Source organism: Methylobacterium sp. PvR107, assembly GCF_017833295.1.
GTDB lineage: Bacteria > Pseudomonadota > Alphaproteobacteria > Rhizobiales > Beijerinckiaceae > Methylobacterium.
In genome coordinates this window covers 390,699-406,598 of the sequence record NZ_JAFIBW010000001.1, presented here as the reverse complement: position 1 = coordinate 406,598, position 15,900 = coordinate 390,699, and the positions used below count along the sequence as shown (strand labels likewise).

The 15,900-nt window shown below is 71.1% G+C and carries 14 protein-coding genes; 6 read left to right on the top strand and 8 right to left on the bottom strand.

Annotation, left to right across the window (positions count from 1 at the left end; all coding sequences use genetic code 11):
* Positions 1-13 precede the first annotated feature (13 nt).
* From JOE48_RS01755 to JOE48_RS01740, 4 genes are read right to left on the bottom strand one after another with little or no spacing between them, the layout of a single operon-like run.
* A complete protein-coding gene (locus JOE48_RS01755) occupies positions 14-1,210 on the bottom strand; it encodes a CaiB/BaiF CoA transferase family protein (RefSeq protein WP_210026464.1) in 1,197 nt (398 codons plus the stop codon).
* Between the two features lie 12 nt (positions 1,211-1,222).
* Complete coding sequence (locus tag JOE48_RS01750) at positions 1,223-2,050, bottom strand: IclR family transcriptional regulator (protein WP_210026457.1); 828 nt, start codon at positions 2,048-2,050, stop codon at positions 1,223-1,225.
* Entirely contained in the window at positions 2,047-2,784 is a 738-nt protein-coding gene (locus tag JOE48_RS01745) for an enoyl-CoA hydratase-related protein (RefSeq protein ID WP_210026455.1), read from the bottom strand. The genes JOE48_RS01750 and JOE48_RS01745 overlap by 4 nt, the downstream gene beginning before the upstream one ends.
* Positions 2,781-3,797 (bottom strand): nitronate monooxygenase family protein, encoded by a 1,017-nt coding sequence (locus JOE48_RS01740; RefSeq protein ID WP_210026452.1) that lies wholly within the window; start codon positions 3,795-3,797, stop codon positions 2,781-2,783. Before JOE48_RS01740 ends, JOE48_RS01745 begins: the two co-directional genes overlap by 4 nt.
* A 336-nt stretch (positions 3,798-4,133) precedes the next feature.
* Between JOE48_RS01740 and JOE48_RS01735 the strand changes: the two genes are divergently transcribed.
* The 4 genes from JOE48_RS01735 to JOE48_RS01720 all read left to right on the top strand — a co-directional run bounded on the left by JOE48_RS01735 (position 4,134) and on the right by JOE48_RS01720 (position 9,991).
* On the top strand, positions 4,134-6,203 hold the full coding sequence (locus JOE48_RS01735; protein ID WP_210026450.1) for a 3-hydroxyacyl-CoA dehydrogenase NAD-binding domain-containing protein: 2,070 nt from the start codon (positions 4,134-4,136) through the stop codon (positions 6,201-6,203).
* Positions 6,204-6,217: 14 nt separating this feature from the next.
* Positions 6,218-7,405 carry an acetyl-CoA C-acyltransferase gene (locus JOE48_RS01730; RefSeq protein WP_210026448.1) on the top strand — a complete coding sequence of 396 codons (1,188 nt, stop codon included), beginning with the start codon at positions 6,218-6,220 and terminating at the stop codon, positions 7,403-7,405.
* 4 nt (positions 7,406-7,409) lie between these two features.
* The gene (locus JOE48_RS01725; RefSeq protein ID WP_210026446.1) at positions 7,410-8,606 is read left to right on the top strand and encodes an acyl-CoA dehydrogenase family protein; all 1,197 of its coding nucleotides are present in this window, start codon (positions 7,410-7,412) and stop codon (positions 8,604-8,606) included.
* 230 nt (positions 8,607-8,836) lie between these two features.
* Positions 8,837-9,991, top strand: coding sequence for an acyl-CoA dehydrogenase family protein (locus tag JOE48_RS01720; RefSeq protein WP_210026438.1), 1,155 nt, complete (start codon positions 8,837-8,839; stop codon positions 9,989-9,991).
* A gap of 162 nt (positions 9,992-10,153) precedes the next feature.
* On the opposite strand, the gene JOE48_RS01715 is transcribed toward JOE48_RS01720, so the two are convergent.
* The 4 genes from JOE48_RS01715 to JOE48_RS01700 all read right to left on the bottom strand — a co-directional run bounded on the left by JOE48_RS01715 (position 10,154) and on the right by JOE48_RS01700 (position 13,261).
* Entirely contained in the window at positions 10,154-11,026 is an 873-nt protein-coding gene (locus JOE48_RS01715; RefSeq protein WP_210026428.1) for a tetratricopeptide repeat protein, read from the bottom strand.
* Between the two features lie 331 nt (positions 11,027-11,357).
* Positions 11,358-12,470 (bottom strand): 5-(carboxyamino)imidazole ribonucleotide synthase, encoded by a 1,113-nt coding sequence (locus JOE48_RS01710; protein WP_210026425.1) that lies wholly within the window; start codon positions 12,468-12,470, stop codon positions 11,358-11,360.
* Entirely contained in the window at positions 12,467-12,964 is a 498-nt protein-coding gene (purE, locus tag JOE48_RS01705) for a 5-(carboxyamino)imidazole ribonucleotide mutase (protein WP_210026423.1), read from the bottom strand. Before purE ends, JOE48_RS01710 begins: the two co-directional genes overlap by 4 nt.
* 78 nt (positions 12,965-13,042) lie before the next feature.
* Complete coding sequence (locus JOE48_RS01700; RefSeq protein WP_238197202.1) at positions 13,043-13,261, bottom strand: YdcH family protein; 219 nt, start codon at positions 13,259-13,261, stop codon at positions 13,043-13,045.
* Between the two features lie 173 nt (positions 13,262-13,434).
* Here JOE48_RS01700 and JOE48_RS01695 point away from each other — a divergent pair, with 173 nt between their 5' ends.
* Positions 13,435-13,617 (top strand): YdcH family protein, encoded by a 183-nt coding sequence (locus tag JOE48_RS01695; protein ID WP_192710016.1) that lies wholly within the window; start codon positions 13,435-13,437, stop codon positions 13,615-13,617.
* 349 nt (positions 13,618-13,966) lie between these two features.
* Complete coding sequence (locus tag JOE48_RS01690; protein ID WP_210026419.1) at positions 13,967-15,892, top strand: propionyl-CoA synthetase; 1,926 nt, start codon at positions 13,967-13,969, stop codon at positions 15,890-15,892.
* Positions 15,893-15,900: the final 8 nt, after the last annotated feature.

Here is a 15,900-nt window from a genome sequence, read left to right as displayed (position 1 = left end):
CCGGCGCCGCGCACTAGCGAAGCACGCCCTTCGCCACGAGCGCGTCCCGCGCCGCGTCCGGATAGTCCAGCCGCTCCGCGAGGATCTCGCGGCTCGAATCGCCCAGGCTCGGCGGCATGCGGCGCACCGGCAGCCTGCGACCGTCGAGCCGGTAGGGCGGCGCGATGACGTGGGCGTTCCCCGGCGCCGCGACCACCAGCCCGGCCTCCTGGGTTCGGTCGCAGGTGAGCGCCTCGCGTAGGCCCATCACCTCGCCGCAGGGGATGCCCGCGGCCCTGAGGCGCGCGATCAGCGGCGCGCGCGCCCACTTGGCGAGTTCGGCTTCCAGCACCGGGATGAAGGCGGCGCGGTTGCGCGACCGGTCAAGGTTGGTGGCGAAGCGCGGGTCGGCGACGAGGTCCGGGCGGTCCAGCACCTGCTCGCAGAAGCGGCGGTACTGGCCGTTATTGCCGACCGTGATCACCACCGGCCCGTCGCCGGCTTCGAACACCCCGTAGGGGACGATCGACGGGTGGGCGTTGCCGTAGCGGGGCGGGTCGATACCGCGGGCCAGCGCTTCCAATCCGTAATAGGAGGTCAGCGCCACGCCGCAATCGAACAGGGCGAGGTCGATCGCCTTACCGCGCCCCGTCCGCTCCCGCTGGAACAGGGCGGCCAGCACGGCCTGCGCGGCGAACTGCCCGGTGAAGAGGTCGACCGCCGCCACCCCGAACTTCAGGGGCGGTCCGCCGGCCTCGCCGTTGAGCGCCATCACGCCGGACTCGCCCTGCACGACGAGGTCGTAGCCCGGCCGGCCGGCCTCCGAGCCGTCCGACGCATAGCCGGCGATCGAGCAGTAGATCAGCCCCGAATTCTCCGCCGACAGGTCTTCGTAGCCGAGGCCGAGCTTCTCGGCGCCACCAGTCTTGAAGTTCTGGACCAGCACGTCGCTCTCACGGGCCAGCGCTTTCACGATCGCCAGTCCCTCGGGCGTCGCGAGGTCGATCCCGATCGAGCGCTTGTTGCGGTTCACGCTGTCGAAATACGAGGTGTTGCCGGGGCTCGTCGGCACGCCCCAGTCGCGGGTGTCGTCGCCGCGCTCCGGATGCTCGACCTTGATCACGTCGGCGCCGAGGTCACCCAGAACCTGCGCGCACCAGGGCCCGGCCAGGACCCGGGACAGATCGAGCACGCGGATCCCGGACAGCGGCAGGTCGGCAACGGCATCCATCGCGAAAGGTCCTCAGGCTCCCATGACGCCGTCGAGGCTGCGCACGGCGTCGATCAGTTTCGGGCGCGCCACCTCCATGAGGAAGCGCGCATCGGTGATGACGGTCGGGGCACCGCAATTGACCGACATGGGCGGCAGGCCGCCGCCCGGATGGAACCCCACCGCGATCGCGCAGACCGTCTCCTGCCACTCGCCGAAGGAGGTGCAGCAGCCGATTTCCCGGTGCTCGGCCACCGCCCGGTCGAGGCCGGTGCGCAGCGCGGGCCACGCCACGGGATCGAGCGCCTTCAGATCCTCGTAGATCCCCTGGCGCTCCCGCTCCGGGCAGATCGCCACGTAGGCCCGGCCCATGGCGCTGCGGGCGAGGGAGATGCGCGAACCGGTATCGAGGTTGAGCGAGATCGCGGCCGGGCCGCGCTGGCAATCGACGTAGCGCATGCTCAGCCGGTCGCGCACGCCCAGCCCCACCGAGGCGTTCGCCGCCTCCGCCACCGCCTGCAGGGCCGGTCGCGCGATGGCGCGGACGTCGAGCCCCCCGAGCGCCGCCGAGCTGAGCGCGATGGTCGCGGTGCCGAGACGGTAGCGGCCGAGTTCCGGCATGTGCTGCAGGTAGCCGAGCTTGGTCAGCGTGTAGGTGAGCCGCGACACGGTGGAGCGCGGCAGGCCGCAGGCCTCCGCGATGTCGTGGTTGGCGAGGCTCGTCCGGCCCGGGCCGAAGCAGGCGAGCACCGCCAGCCCCCGGGCCAGCGCCGTGACGAAGTGCCGGTCCTCCTTGGCACCGTCCACGCCCGTGGCGGCCGCGGCGGTCTCGGTCAGCACCGTCGTCTGCCCGGCACTCATCGGCGCAGGAACGCCGCGAAGGCGGCCTGCGCATCCGGCCCGCGGCGGAGCGCGTGGAAGACCTCCGCCTCCTCGGCCATGGCGCGGGCGACGCTGTCGTCGTGGCCGCGCCGCAGGGCCCGCTTGGTGGCGGCGATCGAGACCCGGGGGAGGGCGGCGAGTGCCCGCGCCTTGGCCAGGGCAGTCTCAAGCGCCGCGCCCGCGGGAACGGCTGCGTTGACGAGGCCGGCCGATGCGGCATCCGCAGCCGTGAAGGGCTCCCCGAGCATCAAGAGTTCGGCCGCGCGCTTCGCGCCCGCGACCATCGGCAGCAGGTAGCTCGACCCGCCCTCCGGGCTGAGGCCGAGCGCGGTGAACGGCAGGCGGAACCGGGCGCCGTCCCCCGCATAGGCGAGGTCGCAGTGCAGGAGCAGCGTCGTGCCGATGCCGACAGCATGGCCCTCGATGGCCGCCACGACTGGCTTCGGGCAGGCGCGCAGGGCTTTGAGAAAGGTCAGGCCGGGGCTGTCGCCCCCGGTCTCCAGGTCCTGGAAATCCGTGAGGTCGTTGCCGGCGGTGAAGCAGCCGCCCGCGCCGGTGAGCACCACGGCGCCCACCCGCCCGTCCGCGCCCGCCGCCTCGAAGGCGGCGGTCAGCGCCGCATAGGTCGTCCGGTCGAGGGCGTTCCGCCGCTCCGGCCGGTCGATCGTAACGAGCCGAATTCCGGGCTCCGGATCGGCGACGCGGACGCTCACGAAGCGGCCTCACCTGCGTAATCCGCGGACAGCCCGGCCATCCGCGCCTGCGCCGCCGCATATTCGCGCGCGAGCCGGGCGACGAGATCGGCGGTTGCGGGCGCGTCCGCGATGGTGCCGACCCCCTGGCCGGCGCCCCAGACGTCCCGCCACGCCTTCACGCTGCCGCTGCCGAAGTTCATCGCGGTCTTGTCGCGTATCGGCAGCGCCTCGGGATCGAGCCCGGCGGCGCGGATGCTCGGCGTCAGGTAGTTGCCCGGCACACCGGTGAAGTAGGGGGTGTAGAGGATGTCGGCGGCCGCGCTGCCGGCGATCATGTCCTTGTAGGCCGGGGCGGCGTTCGCCTCCCGGGTGGCGATGAAGCGGGTGCCCATGTAGGCGAGGTCGGCGCCCATGGCCTGAGCCGCCAGGATCGCCGAGCCCGAGGTGATCGCCCCCGAGAGGATCAGCGGCCCGTCGTAGAACCGCCGGATCTCGCCCACCAGGGCGAAGGGACTCAGCGTCCCGGCGTGGCCGCCTGCGCCGGCACAGACCAGGATCAGCCCGTCGACGCCGGCCTCCAGCGCCTTCTCGGCATGGCGCACATTGGTGACGTCGTGGAACACCACGCCGCCGTAGGCGTGGACCGGGCGGATCACCGCGTCCGGGGCGCGGAGCGAGGTGATGATGATCGGCACCTGGTGTCGGACGCAGGCCTCGACGTCCTGCGCCAACCGGTCGTTGGAGGCGTGGACGATCTGGTTCACCGCGAAGGGCGCGACCTTTCTCGACGGGTCCGCCGCGCGGGCCTCCGCGAGCGTTCGCGTGATCCGCGTGAGCCATTCGTCCAGCAACTCGGCAGGTCGGGCGTTGAGGGCGGGGAAGGAACCGACCACGCCGGACAGGCACTGGGCGATCACCAGATCCGGGCCGGAAACGATGAACATCGGTGCGCAGATAACCGGCAGGGCGAGCCGTCCGCGCAGTGAAGCGGGGAGGCGCCCGGAATGTGTTTGCTCGGGACCGTCGGTCATCGGCAGCGGCCCGCCATGGGCGCGCGCGCCGAACGGGCGCGGCCGGGTCGCTCCCGCAGATCGATGCTGCGCATCGTGCTCCTCCCCCTTCCCGGCGCCCGGTCCCGCTCGGCACCGCATCCGCAGGACTTTTGGCCGATCGCGGCCGGAGCGGTTTGATGACATGGGCGGCGGAGGCCGGTCAAACGTCATCGGTTACAGAAGTCTGCAATGCAGAACAGGAGAGGCCTGCGCAATCCATCGCAATAGCCTCCTTGACGGAGCCGGTTCGTCGAACCAACATCCGGTCCAATTGCAGACGGCTATTCTGCATTGCAGAACAACGGGGAGTCCAGGGTGGTTCGTCAGGAGGTCGATGGCGGCGTGGCGGTACTCACGCTCGCCAACCCGCCGGTCAACGCGCTTGGCGCCGCGATGCGGGCGGCCCTTGACGGCGCCCTGGCGCAGGCCGTCGCGGACCCGTCGGTCCGGGCGATCGTCTTGGCGGCCGAAGGCAAGGTGTTCGTGGGCGGCGCCGACATCACCGAGTTCGGCAAGCCGCAGCAGCAACCGAGCCTGCCGGATCTGCTGGACCGGCTCGATGCCAGCGCGAAGCCGGTGGTGGCGGCGATCGGCGGTGCGGCGCTCGGCGGCGGCCTGGAACTGGCGATGGCCTGCCACGGCCGCGTGGCGGCGCCGTCCGCCAAGATCGGCCTGCCGGAGATCAAGCTCGGGATCATCCCGGGGGCGGGGGGCACGCAGCGCCTGCCGCGCCTGATCGGGCCCGATGCCGCCTTTCCGATGATGCTCACCGGCGAGCCGGTCTCCGCCGAGAAGGCGGCGGCGCAGGGGATCGTGGATGCTGTGGCGCTGGGCGACCTCGTGGCGGCGGCCCGCACCCGCGCTCTGGAACTCGCCGATACGGGAACCCTGCCGCGGGTGCGTGACCTTTCCGACAAGCTGACCCCGGAGGCCCGCGACCGGTTCGAGACCCAGGCCACGGAGGCGGTAAGGCGCGATCCCGACGCCACGAATGTCCACGCATTGGCGCGGGCCGTGCGCGCCGGCCTGGAGCAGGATTTCGACGCCGCCGTGGCGGTGGAGCGGGCCGAGTTCCGCGCCCTGGTGGAGGATCCGCGCTCGAAGGCCCTGCGCTACGCCTTCTTCGCCGAGCGCGAGGCCGGCCGGGTGCCCGGCTTGCCGAAAGACACGCCGCGGCGTCCCATCCACACAGCCGCGGTGATCGGGGCCGGCACGATGGGCGGCGGCATCGCCATGTGCTTCGCCAATGCCGGCATCCCCGTGACGGTGATCGAGATGGAGGAGGGCGCCCTGGCGCGCGGCCTCGACCGGGTGAAGGGCCTCTATGCCGGCTCGGCCAAGCGCGGCTCGATCACCGAGGCCCAGCGCGACGAGCGGGTCGGCCGGATCACGGGGGCGATCGGCCTGGAGAACGCCGGGGAGGCCGACATCGTCATCGAGGCGGCCTTCGAGGATATGGGCGTCAAGCGCGAGATCTTTTCCAAGCTCGATCAGGTCGTCAAGCCGGGCGCGATCCTGGCCACCAACACCTCCTATCTCGACGTCAACGCGATCGCGGGGGTGACGGGCCGGCCGCAGGACGTGCTCGGCCTGCACTTCTTCAGCCCGGCCAACGTCATGCGTCTCGTGGAGGTGGTCCGTGCGGAAAAAACCGCGTCGGAGGTGCTGGCCACGGCCCTGGATCTCGGCAAGCGTCTCAACAAGCTGCCGGTGACGGTGGGCGTCTGCTTCGGCTTCGTGGGCAACCGCATGCTGGAGCGCCGCAGCCGGGCGGGCGAGCGCCTGCTGCTCGAGGGGGCGCTGCCCCATGAGGTCGACGCGGCGGTGACCGGGTTCGGCTTCCGGATGGGCCCCTTCGCCATGGGCGACCTCGCCGGGCTCGATATCGGCTGGCGCTCGCGCAAGGATTTCGGCGGCCGGGCCCCCGTCGCGGACTCGCTCGCCGAGCAGGGCCGGTTCGGCCAGAAGACCGGCCGCGGCTTCTACCTGTACCCGGACGGCGCCCGCACCGGCACGCGGGACCCGGAGGTGGAGGCGCTGATTGCGCGGGTCGCCGCCGAGCACGGCGTCGCGCGCCGCAGCTTCACGCCCGACGAGATCGTCGCGCGGCTGATGTACCCGATGGTCAACGAGGGCGCGCGGATCCTCCAGGAGGGCATCGCGGCGCGGCCCGGCGACATCGATACGATCTGGATCAATGGCTACAACTGGCCGGCCTGGCGCGGTGGACCGATGCATTGGGCCGACACGGTCGGGCTGAAGACTGTCGCGGCGGCGCTGTCGCGCTTCGCGGCGGAGACCGGCGACGACAGCCAGGAGCCGGCGCCGCTCCTGCAGAAGCTCGCCGCCGAGGGTGGCAGTTTCGCCAGCCTGAAGAACACCTGAGCGGGAGAGCGATCATGACCGACGCGGTGATCGTCTCGACCGCCCGCACGCCCATCGGCAAGGCCCATCGCGGCGCCCTGAACCTTACCCGAGGTGCCGACCTCGCGGCCCACGCGATCCGCGGCGCCCTGGACCGGGCACGCCTGGAGCCGGAAGCGGTCGAGGAGGTGGTGCTCGGCTGCGGCTATCCGGAGAACGCCACGGGCGGCAACGTCGCCCGCCACGCGGCCCTGGTGGCGGGGATCCCGGTCGCGTCGGCCGGCGTCACCGTCTCGCGCTTCTGCGCCTCGGGGCTGGAGGCGATCGCCAGCGCGGCCCGGCGGATCGTCCTCGACGGCGTGCCGGTGGCGGTTGCGGGCGGCGTCGAGTCGATCAGCCTCGTCCAGCCGAAGGTCCAGCGGGAGCTGACGCGCAACGCGTGGCTGGAGGCGCACCTGCCGGCGATCTACATGCCGATGATCGAGACCGCCGACATCGTGGCCGCGCGGTACGGAATCTCGCGGGAGGCCCAGGACCTTTTCGCACTGGAGAGCCAGCGCCGTACCGCGGCGGCGCAGGACCGCGGGCTGTTCGACGACGAGATCGTCCCGATGAGCGCCGTCATGGCGGTGACCGACAAGGCCACAGGCGAGACCCGGGAGGTCGAGACGCGGCTCTCCAGGGACGAGGGCAACCGGCCGGACACTACCCTGGAGGGGTTGTCCAAGCTCACGCCCGTGCGCGGGGAGGCGGCCTTCATCACGGCGGGCAACGCCAGCCAGCTCTCGGACGGGGCCTCGGCCAGCGTGCTGATGTCGGCCGCCGAGGCTGCGCGGCGGGGTCTGACCCCGCTCGGTACCTTCCGGGGCTTCGCCTCGGCCGGCTGCGGGCCAGACGAGATGGGCATCGGCCCGGTCTTCGCGGTGCCGCGGCTGCTGGAGCGCCAGGGGCTGAAAGTCGCCGATATCAACCTGTGGGAGCTGAACGAGGCCTTCGCGTCGCAATCGGTCTACTGCCGCGACACGCTCGGGATCGATCCCGAGAAGGTCAACGTCAACGGCGGCGCCATCGCGGTCGGCCACCCGTTCGGCATGTCGGGGGCGCGGCTCGTGGGCCACGCCCTGCTGGAGGGCCGTCGCCGCGGCGCGCGCTACGCCGTGGTCACCATGTGCGTCGCCGGCGGCCAGGGCTGCGCCGGCCTGTTCGAGATCGCCCGGAGCTGAACCGATGGACCTGCGCTTCACCGACGCGGAAATCGCGTTCCGCGACGAGGTCCGGACCTTCTGCCGGACGGAGATCCCGGCCGAAATCCGGAAGAAGGTCTCGGAGGGGCGCAGCCTCGCGAAGGACGATTACGTCACGAGCCAGCGGATCCTCAACGCCAAGGGCTGGGCGGTGCCGCACTGGCCGCAGGAATGGGGCGGCCGGGATTGGACCCCGATCCAGCGCTACATCTACACCGAGGAGCTGTTCCAGGCGGCGGTGCCGCTGCCGCAGCAATTCAACTGCTACATGTTCGGCCCGGTGCTGGCGACCTTCGGCCGGCAGGACCAGAAGGCGCGCTTCCTGCCCCGCGCGGCCAATCTCGACGATTGGTGGTGCCAGGGCTTCTCCGAGCCCGGCGCCGGCTCCGACCTGGCCTCGCTCAAGACCAAGGCCGTGCGCGACGGCGACCACTACGTCGTGGACGGCCAGAAGACCTGGACGACGCTGGGCCAGCACGCCGACTGGATCTTCTGCCTCGTGCGCACCGACTTCGAGGCGAAGAAGCAGCGCGGCATTTCGTTTCTCCTGATCGACATGAAGACCCCAGGCATCACCGTGCGGCCGATCCTCACGCTTGAGGGCCGGCACGAGGTCAACGAGGTCTTCTTCGACTCCGTACGTGTGCCGGTCGAGAACCTCGTCGGCGAGGAGAACAAGGGCTGGGACTACGCGAAATTCCTGCTCGCCAACGAGCGCACCGGCATCGCCCGGATCGGTCTCACCAAGGAGCGGATCGCGCGGATCAAGCGGCTGGCCCGCGAGATGCCGGCGGGGCCCGGGACGATGTGGGACGATCCCGCTTTCCGGTCCCGCGTCGCGGAGGTCGAGGTCGAGCTGAAGGCGCTGGAGATCACCCAGATGCGGGTGGCGGCCAAGCAGGGAAGGGCGGATTCGGTGGAGCCGGACCCGGCCTCCTCGCTCCTCAAGATCCGCGGCTCGCAGCTCCAGCAGGCGGCCACCGAATTGCTGGTGGAGCTCGCCGGACCTTTCGCGCTGGCGGCGCCCGCGCGCGGGGCCGGGGCCAACAACCTGCCCGGCGGCTTCGACTGGGTCGACGCGGCGGCGCCGAGCTACTTCAACAACCGCAAGGTCTCGATCTACGGCGGCTCGAACGAGATCCAGCACAACGTCATCGCCAAGGGCATTCTGGGATTGTGAGACCTCCCACGCGACCGGCTCTCCCTCCCCCCGCTGCGGGGGAGGGTGGCCCGCGAAGCGGGTCGGGAGAGGGGAGCGACGGCGCAGGATGAAACTGTGGCCTTCAAACCTGCTCCGCCCGTTCCTGAACCTGGGCTCCCCCCTTGCGGGACTTCGTCCCCACCCGACCCCTGCTGATGCAGGGGCCCCCTTCCCCCGCAGAAGGGGAGGGAACGACCGAGGACACCACCATGGATTTCGACCTGAACGAGGACCAGTCGCTCCTGCGCGACAGCGTCGAGCGGCTGGCCGCCGATCTCTACCCGTCGCTGGAGAGCCGGCAGGCGCGGCTGAAGGCGCCGCTCGGCTTCCCCGCGGAGGGCTGGGCGGCCTTCGCCGAACTCGGCGTCGCCGGCCTGCCCTTCTCCGAGGAGGAGGGCGGCCTCGGCGGCGGCCCGGTCGAGACCATGCTGGTCATGGAGGCGGTGGGCCGCAACCTCGTGGTCGAGCCTCTGCTCGCGAGCCTCGTGCTCGGCTCCACCGCCCTGCGGCTCGGCGGCAGCGCCGCGCAGAAGGAGCGCCTCGTCCCGGGCCTCGTGGCCGGCGACCTGCGCCTGACCCTCGCCCACACCGAGCGCCAGTCCCGCTACGACCTTGCGGACGTCGCCACCACGGCCCGGCGCAGCGGCGACGGCTTCGTGCTGAGCGGGGCGAAGAGCGTCGTGCCCAACGCCGACGCAGCCGGCATGATGGTGGTCTCGGCCCGGGTCTCGGGCGAGCGGCGCGACCCGCACGGGGTCGGCCTGTTCCTGGTCCCGGCAGACGCCGCCGGCGTCGCGATCGAAGCCTACCCGACCCAGGATGGCGGCCGGGCCGCGGAGGTGTCCTTCTCGGACGTGACGCTCGCCGCCGACGCGGCGCTCGGCGATCCGGAGGGCGGCCTGCCGCTCCTGGAGCGGGTGGTGGAGCACGGCATCGCGGCGCTGGCCGCCGAGGCGGTGGGTTCGATGGACACGCTCCACAAGCTCACGGTCGAGTACCTCAAGACTCGCAAGCAGTTCGGGGTCAGCGTCGGCTCGTTCCAGGCCCTGCAGCACCGGGCCGTCGACATGCTGATCCAGCTGGAGCAGGCCCGCTCGATGGCGCTCTACGCCGCCATGATGGTGGACACACCGGATGCGCGGGCGCGGGCCGCGGCCCTCGCGGCCGTGAAGGTGCAGATCAACAAGGCCTGCCGCTATGTCGGCCAGGAGGCGGTCCAGCTCCACGGGGGAATCGGCATGACGCTCGAGTATATCGGCGCCCACCACTTCAAGCGGCTCGCCATGATCGAGTATCAGCTCGGCGACACCGCCCACCACCTGTGGCGGATCACGCAGGACGAGAACGGACTGCTGACGGCGTGAGACGCTGAAGCCCGTTCCTTCGAACGCTCCGTCCTTCCGGGGACGCGGAGAGGGGCCCGGAAAGACCGGGGGAGCGGCGTAAAGGTTCGTTCACCGCCGGAACAGGAACGCCCGCGTCTCAGGTTGAGACGCGGGCGTTCAGACCGGTTCGATAACCGCAGATCAGTTGAACAGCGAGCCGACTCCGCCCTGCACCCGGCCGAGGCCGGCGCGGGCGACGGAATTGTTCGGGTCGATCGTCGCGGCGCGCTGATAGTTCTCCATCGCCTCCTTGCGCTGGCCCGACTTCTCGTAGGCCAGGCCGCGATAGGCCCAGGAGGTGGCGTCCTTGTTGTTGACGTTGAGCGCCGCGTTGTAGTCCTCGATCGCCTTCGGGTACTGGTTGGTGGCGATCAGGCTCTGGCCGCGGGCGGCGTAGGGCGCGGACTTGAAGGGGTCGCGGTCAATGGCGGCGTCGAAATCGGCGATCGCCTGGGTGTCCTGACTTTGCTTCTGCCGCACGAGGCCGCGGGCATGGTAGGCTTCGGCCGATTCGGGCATCAGCCGGATCGCGACGTTGAGGTCGTTGAGCGCCTGATCGACGTTGCCCTGGGCGCGCTCGACGTTGGCGCGGCCGATATAGGCGGGGCCGTAATTCGGATCGATGCCGATCGCCTTGGTGAAATCTTGCAGCGCGGGGCCGTCACGGCCGATCTGGCGGCTGGCAAGCGCCCGGTTGTTGTAGGCCGAGGCCGAGTTCGGATCGATCTGGATCGCCTTGGTGAAATCCGCGATGGCGTCGCTGAACTGGCCGGCACGGGCGTAGGCGGCGCCGCGGGTGTTGTAGGCCGCCGCATCGTTCGGGTTGCGCTGCACGACCTCGGTCAGCGAGGCGATGTTCACGTTCGTGGCGCCCGTCGTGTCCGTCTCCAGCACCGCGTATTGTCGCGGGCCGGCTGCGCTCCCGACGGTCTCGCAGCCCGCAAGGCCCGCGGCCGAGATTATGGCCGCGCCGATCAGTGCCGTCGTCCGAACCAGCCCGTTGCGTACGATCATCGCCCCACTCTCCCCAAGGCGCGGCCCGCATCCCGCGGGCCCGCCTTGCCCCTCACGTCCCAGAGCCCGCGCCGCGCGCCGGGCACACCCGATCCGGGGCACCGTCGCGCATCACGGTGAAGGCCGGCTTAAGAGGCGTCGCATCGTGACCCGGCCCGTTATCCGTCCTGGCGGAGTACGGCAGCGCGGATGGAATCGATCAACAGCATTCGGCACCGACCACGACTTGGTGGAAGCGGCGGGATGTGGCGAAGGTATGGCTCGACGATGCCCCGGCGCCGCGTCAGGGCCTCCGGGCGGCACGCGGCGGCGCGGGTGTGCCCCCGAAGCCTCAGGACTCGACCGGGTCGGATCCGAGACAGGTGACGTGCCCCATCTTCCGGCCGGGGCGCGCCTCGCCCTTGCCGTAGAGGTGCAGATGCGCGCCGGGCTCGGCCAGCAGCGCGTGCCAGTCGTCGGCCTGGGCGCCGATCAGGTTGCGCATCTCCACCGGCAGGCCGCCCACCCGGGCGGCGTCGCCGAGCGGCCAGCCGCAGACGGCGCGGACATGCTGGGCGAATTGCGAGGTCCGCGCGCCCTCGATGGTCCAGTGTCCGGAATTGTGGACCCGCGGCGCGATCTCGTTGACCACGAGTCGCTCGGCACCGTCCTCCCGCACCAGGAACATCTCCACGGCGAGCACGCCGACATAGTCCAGCGCGTCGGCGATACGCTTGGCGATGTCGAGAGCGAGGCGGCGCGTCTCGGGCGACACGCCGGGAGCCGGGACCCGGGTCAATGCGAGGATGTGATCGCGGTGCTCGTTCTCGCACAGGTCGAAGGCCGCGAAGCTGCCGTCGCGGGCGCGGGCGCCGACCACCGAGACCTCGCGCTCGAACGGCACGAACCCTTCCAGGATCAGCGGCGCGCCGCCGAACTCGGCAAACAGGGCGTTGCGGTCGCCCTCGGCCCGCTCGCGGAGCATACGCTGGCCCTTGCCGTCGTAGCCGAAGCGGCGGGTCTTGAGCACCGCCGGCAGGCCGATCGCCGCGATCGCCCGGTCGAGGTCGTCGGGCGTATCGACCGCCTGGAACGGCGCTGTCGGGATGCCCAGCCCGTTGACGAATTCCTTTTCGGACAGGCGGTCCTGCGTGGTCGAGAGCGCCCGCGCGTTCGGGTGCAGGGCGGCGTGCCGGGCCAGGATATCGGCGGTGGCGTGGGGGATGTTCTCGAACTCGTAGGTGACGACGTCGACGCTGCGCGCGAAGGCCGCGAGCGCCTCGGGATCGTCATAGGCCGCGCAGGTGGTGCGAGCGGCCACATCGAAGGCGGGGCTGTCCTGGTCGGGCGCGTAGACGTGGACCTTGAGGCCGTAATTGGCCGCGGCCAGCGCAATCATGCGCCCGAGCTGACCGCCGCCGACGATGCCGAGCGTCGCGCCGGGGCCGAGGATCTTGTCCGTCACGCGTTCTCTTCCGTCACCGGTCGCTCGGCCACCGAGGCGGTCTGGGCCGCGCGCCACGCTTCGAGTCGCTCCGCCAGCTGCGGGTCGGAGAGCGCCAGGACGGACACGGCGAGCAGGGCTGCGTTGATGGCCCCCGCCCGACCGATCGCCAGGGTCCCCACCGGGATGCCGGCGGGCATCTGGACGATGGAGAGCAGGCTGTCCTGGCCGGACAGGGCCTTGGATTCCACCGGCACGCCGAAGACCGGGAGCCGGGTCATCGCCGCCGCCATGCCGGGCAGGTGCGCGGCGCCGCCCGCACCGGCGATCACGACCTTGAGACCGGCCGCGACCGCGCCCTTGGCGAAGGCCACCAGCCGGTCGGGTGTGCGGTGGGCCGACACGATCCGCGCGTCGTAGGGCACGCCGAGCGCGTCGAGCGTCTCGGCGGCGTGACGCATGGTCGCCCAGTCGGACTGGCTGCCCATGATGATCGCGACCGGAGGCGACACCATCGTTGATCCCGGCAAAAGAGGGCGCTTACAGGCGGTGCGGGCCGGCGGCAAGGCGCGGCGCGACGGCGTCCACCGGCATCAGGCGATGATGTCCGGCGTCAGCGCGTCCTCGATGTGGAAGATGCGGTCGCGCAGCGTGAGCTTGCGCTTCTTCAGCCGCTGGATCTGGAGCTGGTCCCCGGCGACGCTGAGCTCCAGCGCCTCGATGGCGCTGTCAAGGTCCCGGTGCTCCTCGCGCAGCCTGGCCAGCTCGCCCAGGAGATCCGATTGCGCGCTCTCACCCGACTCTTCCGCCATTGTCACCCGCGGACCCGAAGTTCGTTCATGGCCCGGGAGCATGCGTCACGCCCGGGCGCCGGACAAGACGGGGCGGTAAGCATTCGTGAGACTTAGCAGCAGAAAACGCTTCGACAGGCCCTGCATCCTGTGCCAATCTCGACGTGTCGAAACGATGACAGGAGATTCGACTCATGTCGCTGCAGACGCATCTGAACCAACTCGCCCGGAAGCACGAAGCCCTCGAGCGCGAGATTCAGGAAGCGACCCACAGGCCTTCGGCGAACGACCTTCACATCGCCGAGCTGAAGCGACGGAAACTCCTTCTCAAGGACGAGATCAACAGGCTCCAGGCGGGCAACGACACGTTGCACTGAGGCCTGACACGTCCAACCAGATAGCACACCCCGTATGACAGCCGCCGCATCGGAGCTCCCGGTGCGGCGGCTGTCTTGTGGCGCGCACGCAGCCGCTCTTGTGGCGCGCACGCAGCCGCTCTTGTGGCGCGCACGCAGCCGCTCTTGTGGCGCGCACGCAGCCGCTCTTGTGGCGCGCACGCAGCCGCTCTTGTGGCGCGCACGCAGCCGCTCTTGTGGCGCGCACGCAGCCGCTCTTGTGGCGCGCACGCAGCCGCTATCGGGCACGAGAGCCTCTCACCCCCGCGCGCGAGAATGGGCTAATCTGCGCCGGCCGCCGGAGAGCGGTCCGCGAGGAAACGCCGAAGCGATGACGAACGCCAGCCTTTCGGGCCGCTACCCGGAGATCTACGAATCGGCCCGCCGCGATCCGGAGGCGTTCTGGCTCGACGCGGCCCGGGCGCTCGACTGGGCGCGCGCGCCGGAGCGGGCCTTCGCGCCGGATTCGGGGCCCTACGGCCGCTGGTTCTCGGACGGCACGCTGAACGCCTGCCACAACGCGGTCGACCGTCACGCCGAGGGGGCGCGGGCGGAGCAGGTGGCGATCCGCTACGATTCCCCCGTCACCGGCACCAAGCGCAGCATCACGTACCGCGAGCTGCGCGACGAGGTGGCGGTGCTGGCCGCCGTGCTGGCCGGGCTCGGCGTCGGCCGGGGCGACCGGGTGATCCTCTACATGCCGATGGTGCCGGAGGCGCTGTTCGGCATGCTGGCCTGCGCCCGGCTCGGCGCGGTCCATTCGGTGGTGTTCGGCGGCTTCGCCGCCAACGAACTGGCGGTTCGGATCGAGGATGCGGCGCCGAAGGTGGTGCTCGCCGCCTCCTGCGGCATCGAGCCGAACCGGGTGGTCGCCTACAAGCCCCTCCTCGACGCGGCGATCGCGGCCTCGCGCCACAAGCCGGAGGCCTGCCTGATCCTCCAGAGACCCCAATGCGCCGCTGCCCTGGCGCCGGAGCGCGACCGCGACTGGGCCGAGACCGTCGCGGCCGCCCGAGTCGCGGGTGAGAGGGCGGCCTGCGTGCCGGTCGCCGCCACCGACCCGCTCTACATCCTCTACACCTCCGGCACGACCGGGAAGCCGAAGGGCGTTGTCCGCGACACCGGCGGCTACCTCGTCGCCCTCGCCTGGTCGATGCCGAATCTCTACGGCGTCCAGCCCGGCGAGACCTATTTCTGCGCCTCCGACATCGGCTGGGTGGTGGGCCATTCCTACATCGTCTACGCGCCGCTGCTGCACGGCTGCACGACGGTGCTCTACGAGGGCAAGCCGGTGGGCACGCCCGATGCCGGCGCCTTCTGGCGTGTCGCCGCCGAGTACGGCGTGACCTGCCTGTTCACGGCGCCGACGGCCCTGCGGGCGATCAAGAAGGAGGATTCCGCGGGCGCCCGGATCGGCGACTACGATCTCTCGACCTTCCGCAGCCTGTTCCTCGCCGGCGAGCGCGCCGACCCCGATTCGGTCGCCTGGGCCGAGCGGGTGCTGAACCGGCCGGTGATCGACCATTGGTGGCAGACGGAAACCGGATGGCCGATCGCCGGCAACCCGCTGGGGCTCGGCCTCCTGCCGGTGAAGCACGGCAGCACCTGCGTGCCGATGCCGGGCTACCGGGTCGAGGTGCTGGACGAGGGCGGAAAGCCCGTCCCGGCTGGCACGATGGGCACCATCGCGATCCGCCTGCCGCTGCCCCCGGGATGCCTGCCGACCCTGTGGGGCTCGGACGCGCGGATGCGGTCGAGCTACCTCGCCACCTTCCCGGGCTACTACGACACCTCGGATGCCGGGGTGATCGACGCGGACGGCTACATCACGGTCCTGGGCCGGACCGACGACATCATCAACGTCGCGGGCCACCGCCTGTCCACGGGCGGCATGGAGGCGGTTCTGGCCGGCCATCCCGACGTGGCGGAATGCGCGGTCATCGGCATCCGCGACGCGCTGAAGGGCGAGGTGCCCTGCGGGTTCGTGGTGCTCAAGGCCGGCGTCGTACGGCCGACCGAGGCGATCGAGCGGGAACTCGTCGCCAAGGTGCGCGACGAGATCGGACCGGTGGCGGCCTTCAAGCTCGCGCTCACCGTGCCACGGCTGCCGAAGACCCGCTCGGGCAAGATCCTGCGGGCCACCATGAAGCGGATCGCCGATCACGAGCCCTGGACGATGCCGGCGACGATCGACGATGCCGCGGCCCTCGACGAGATCGGCGAGAGCCTCAAGGGGCGGGGGATCGGCGCGGTCTAGAGCATTTT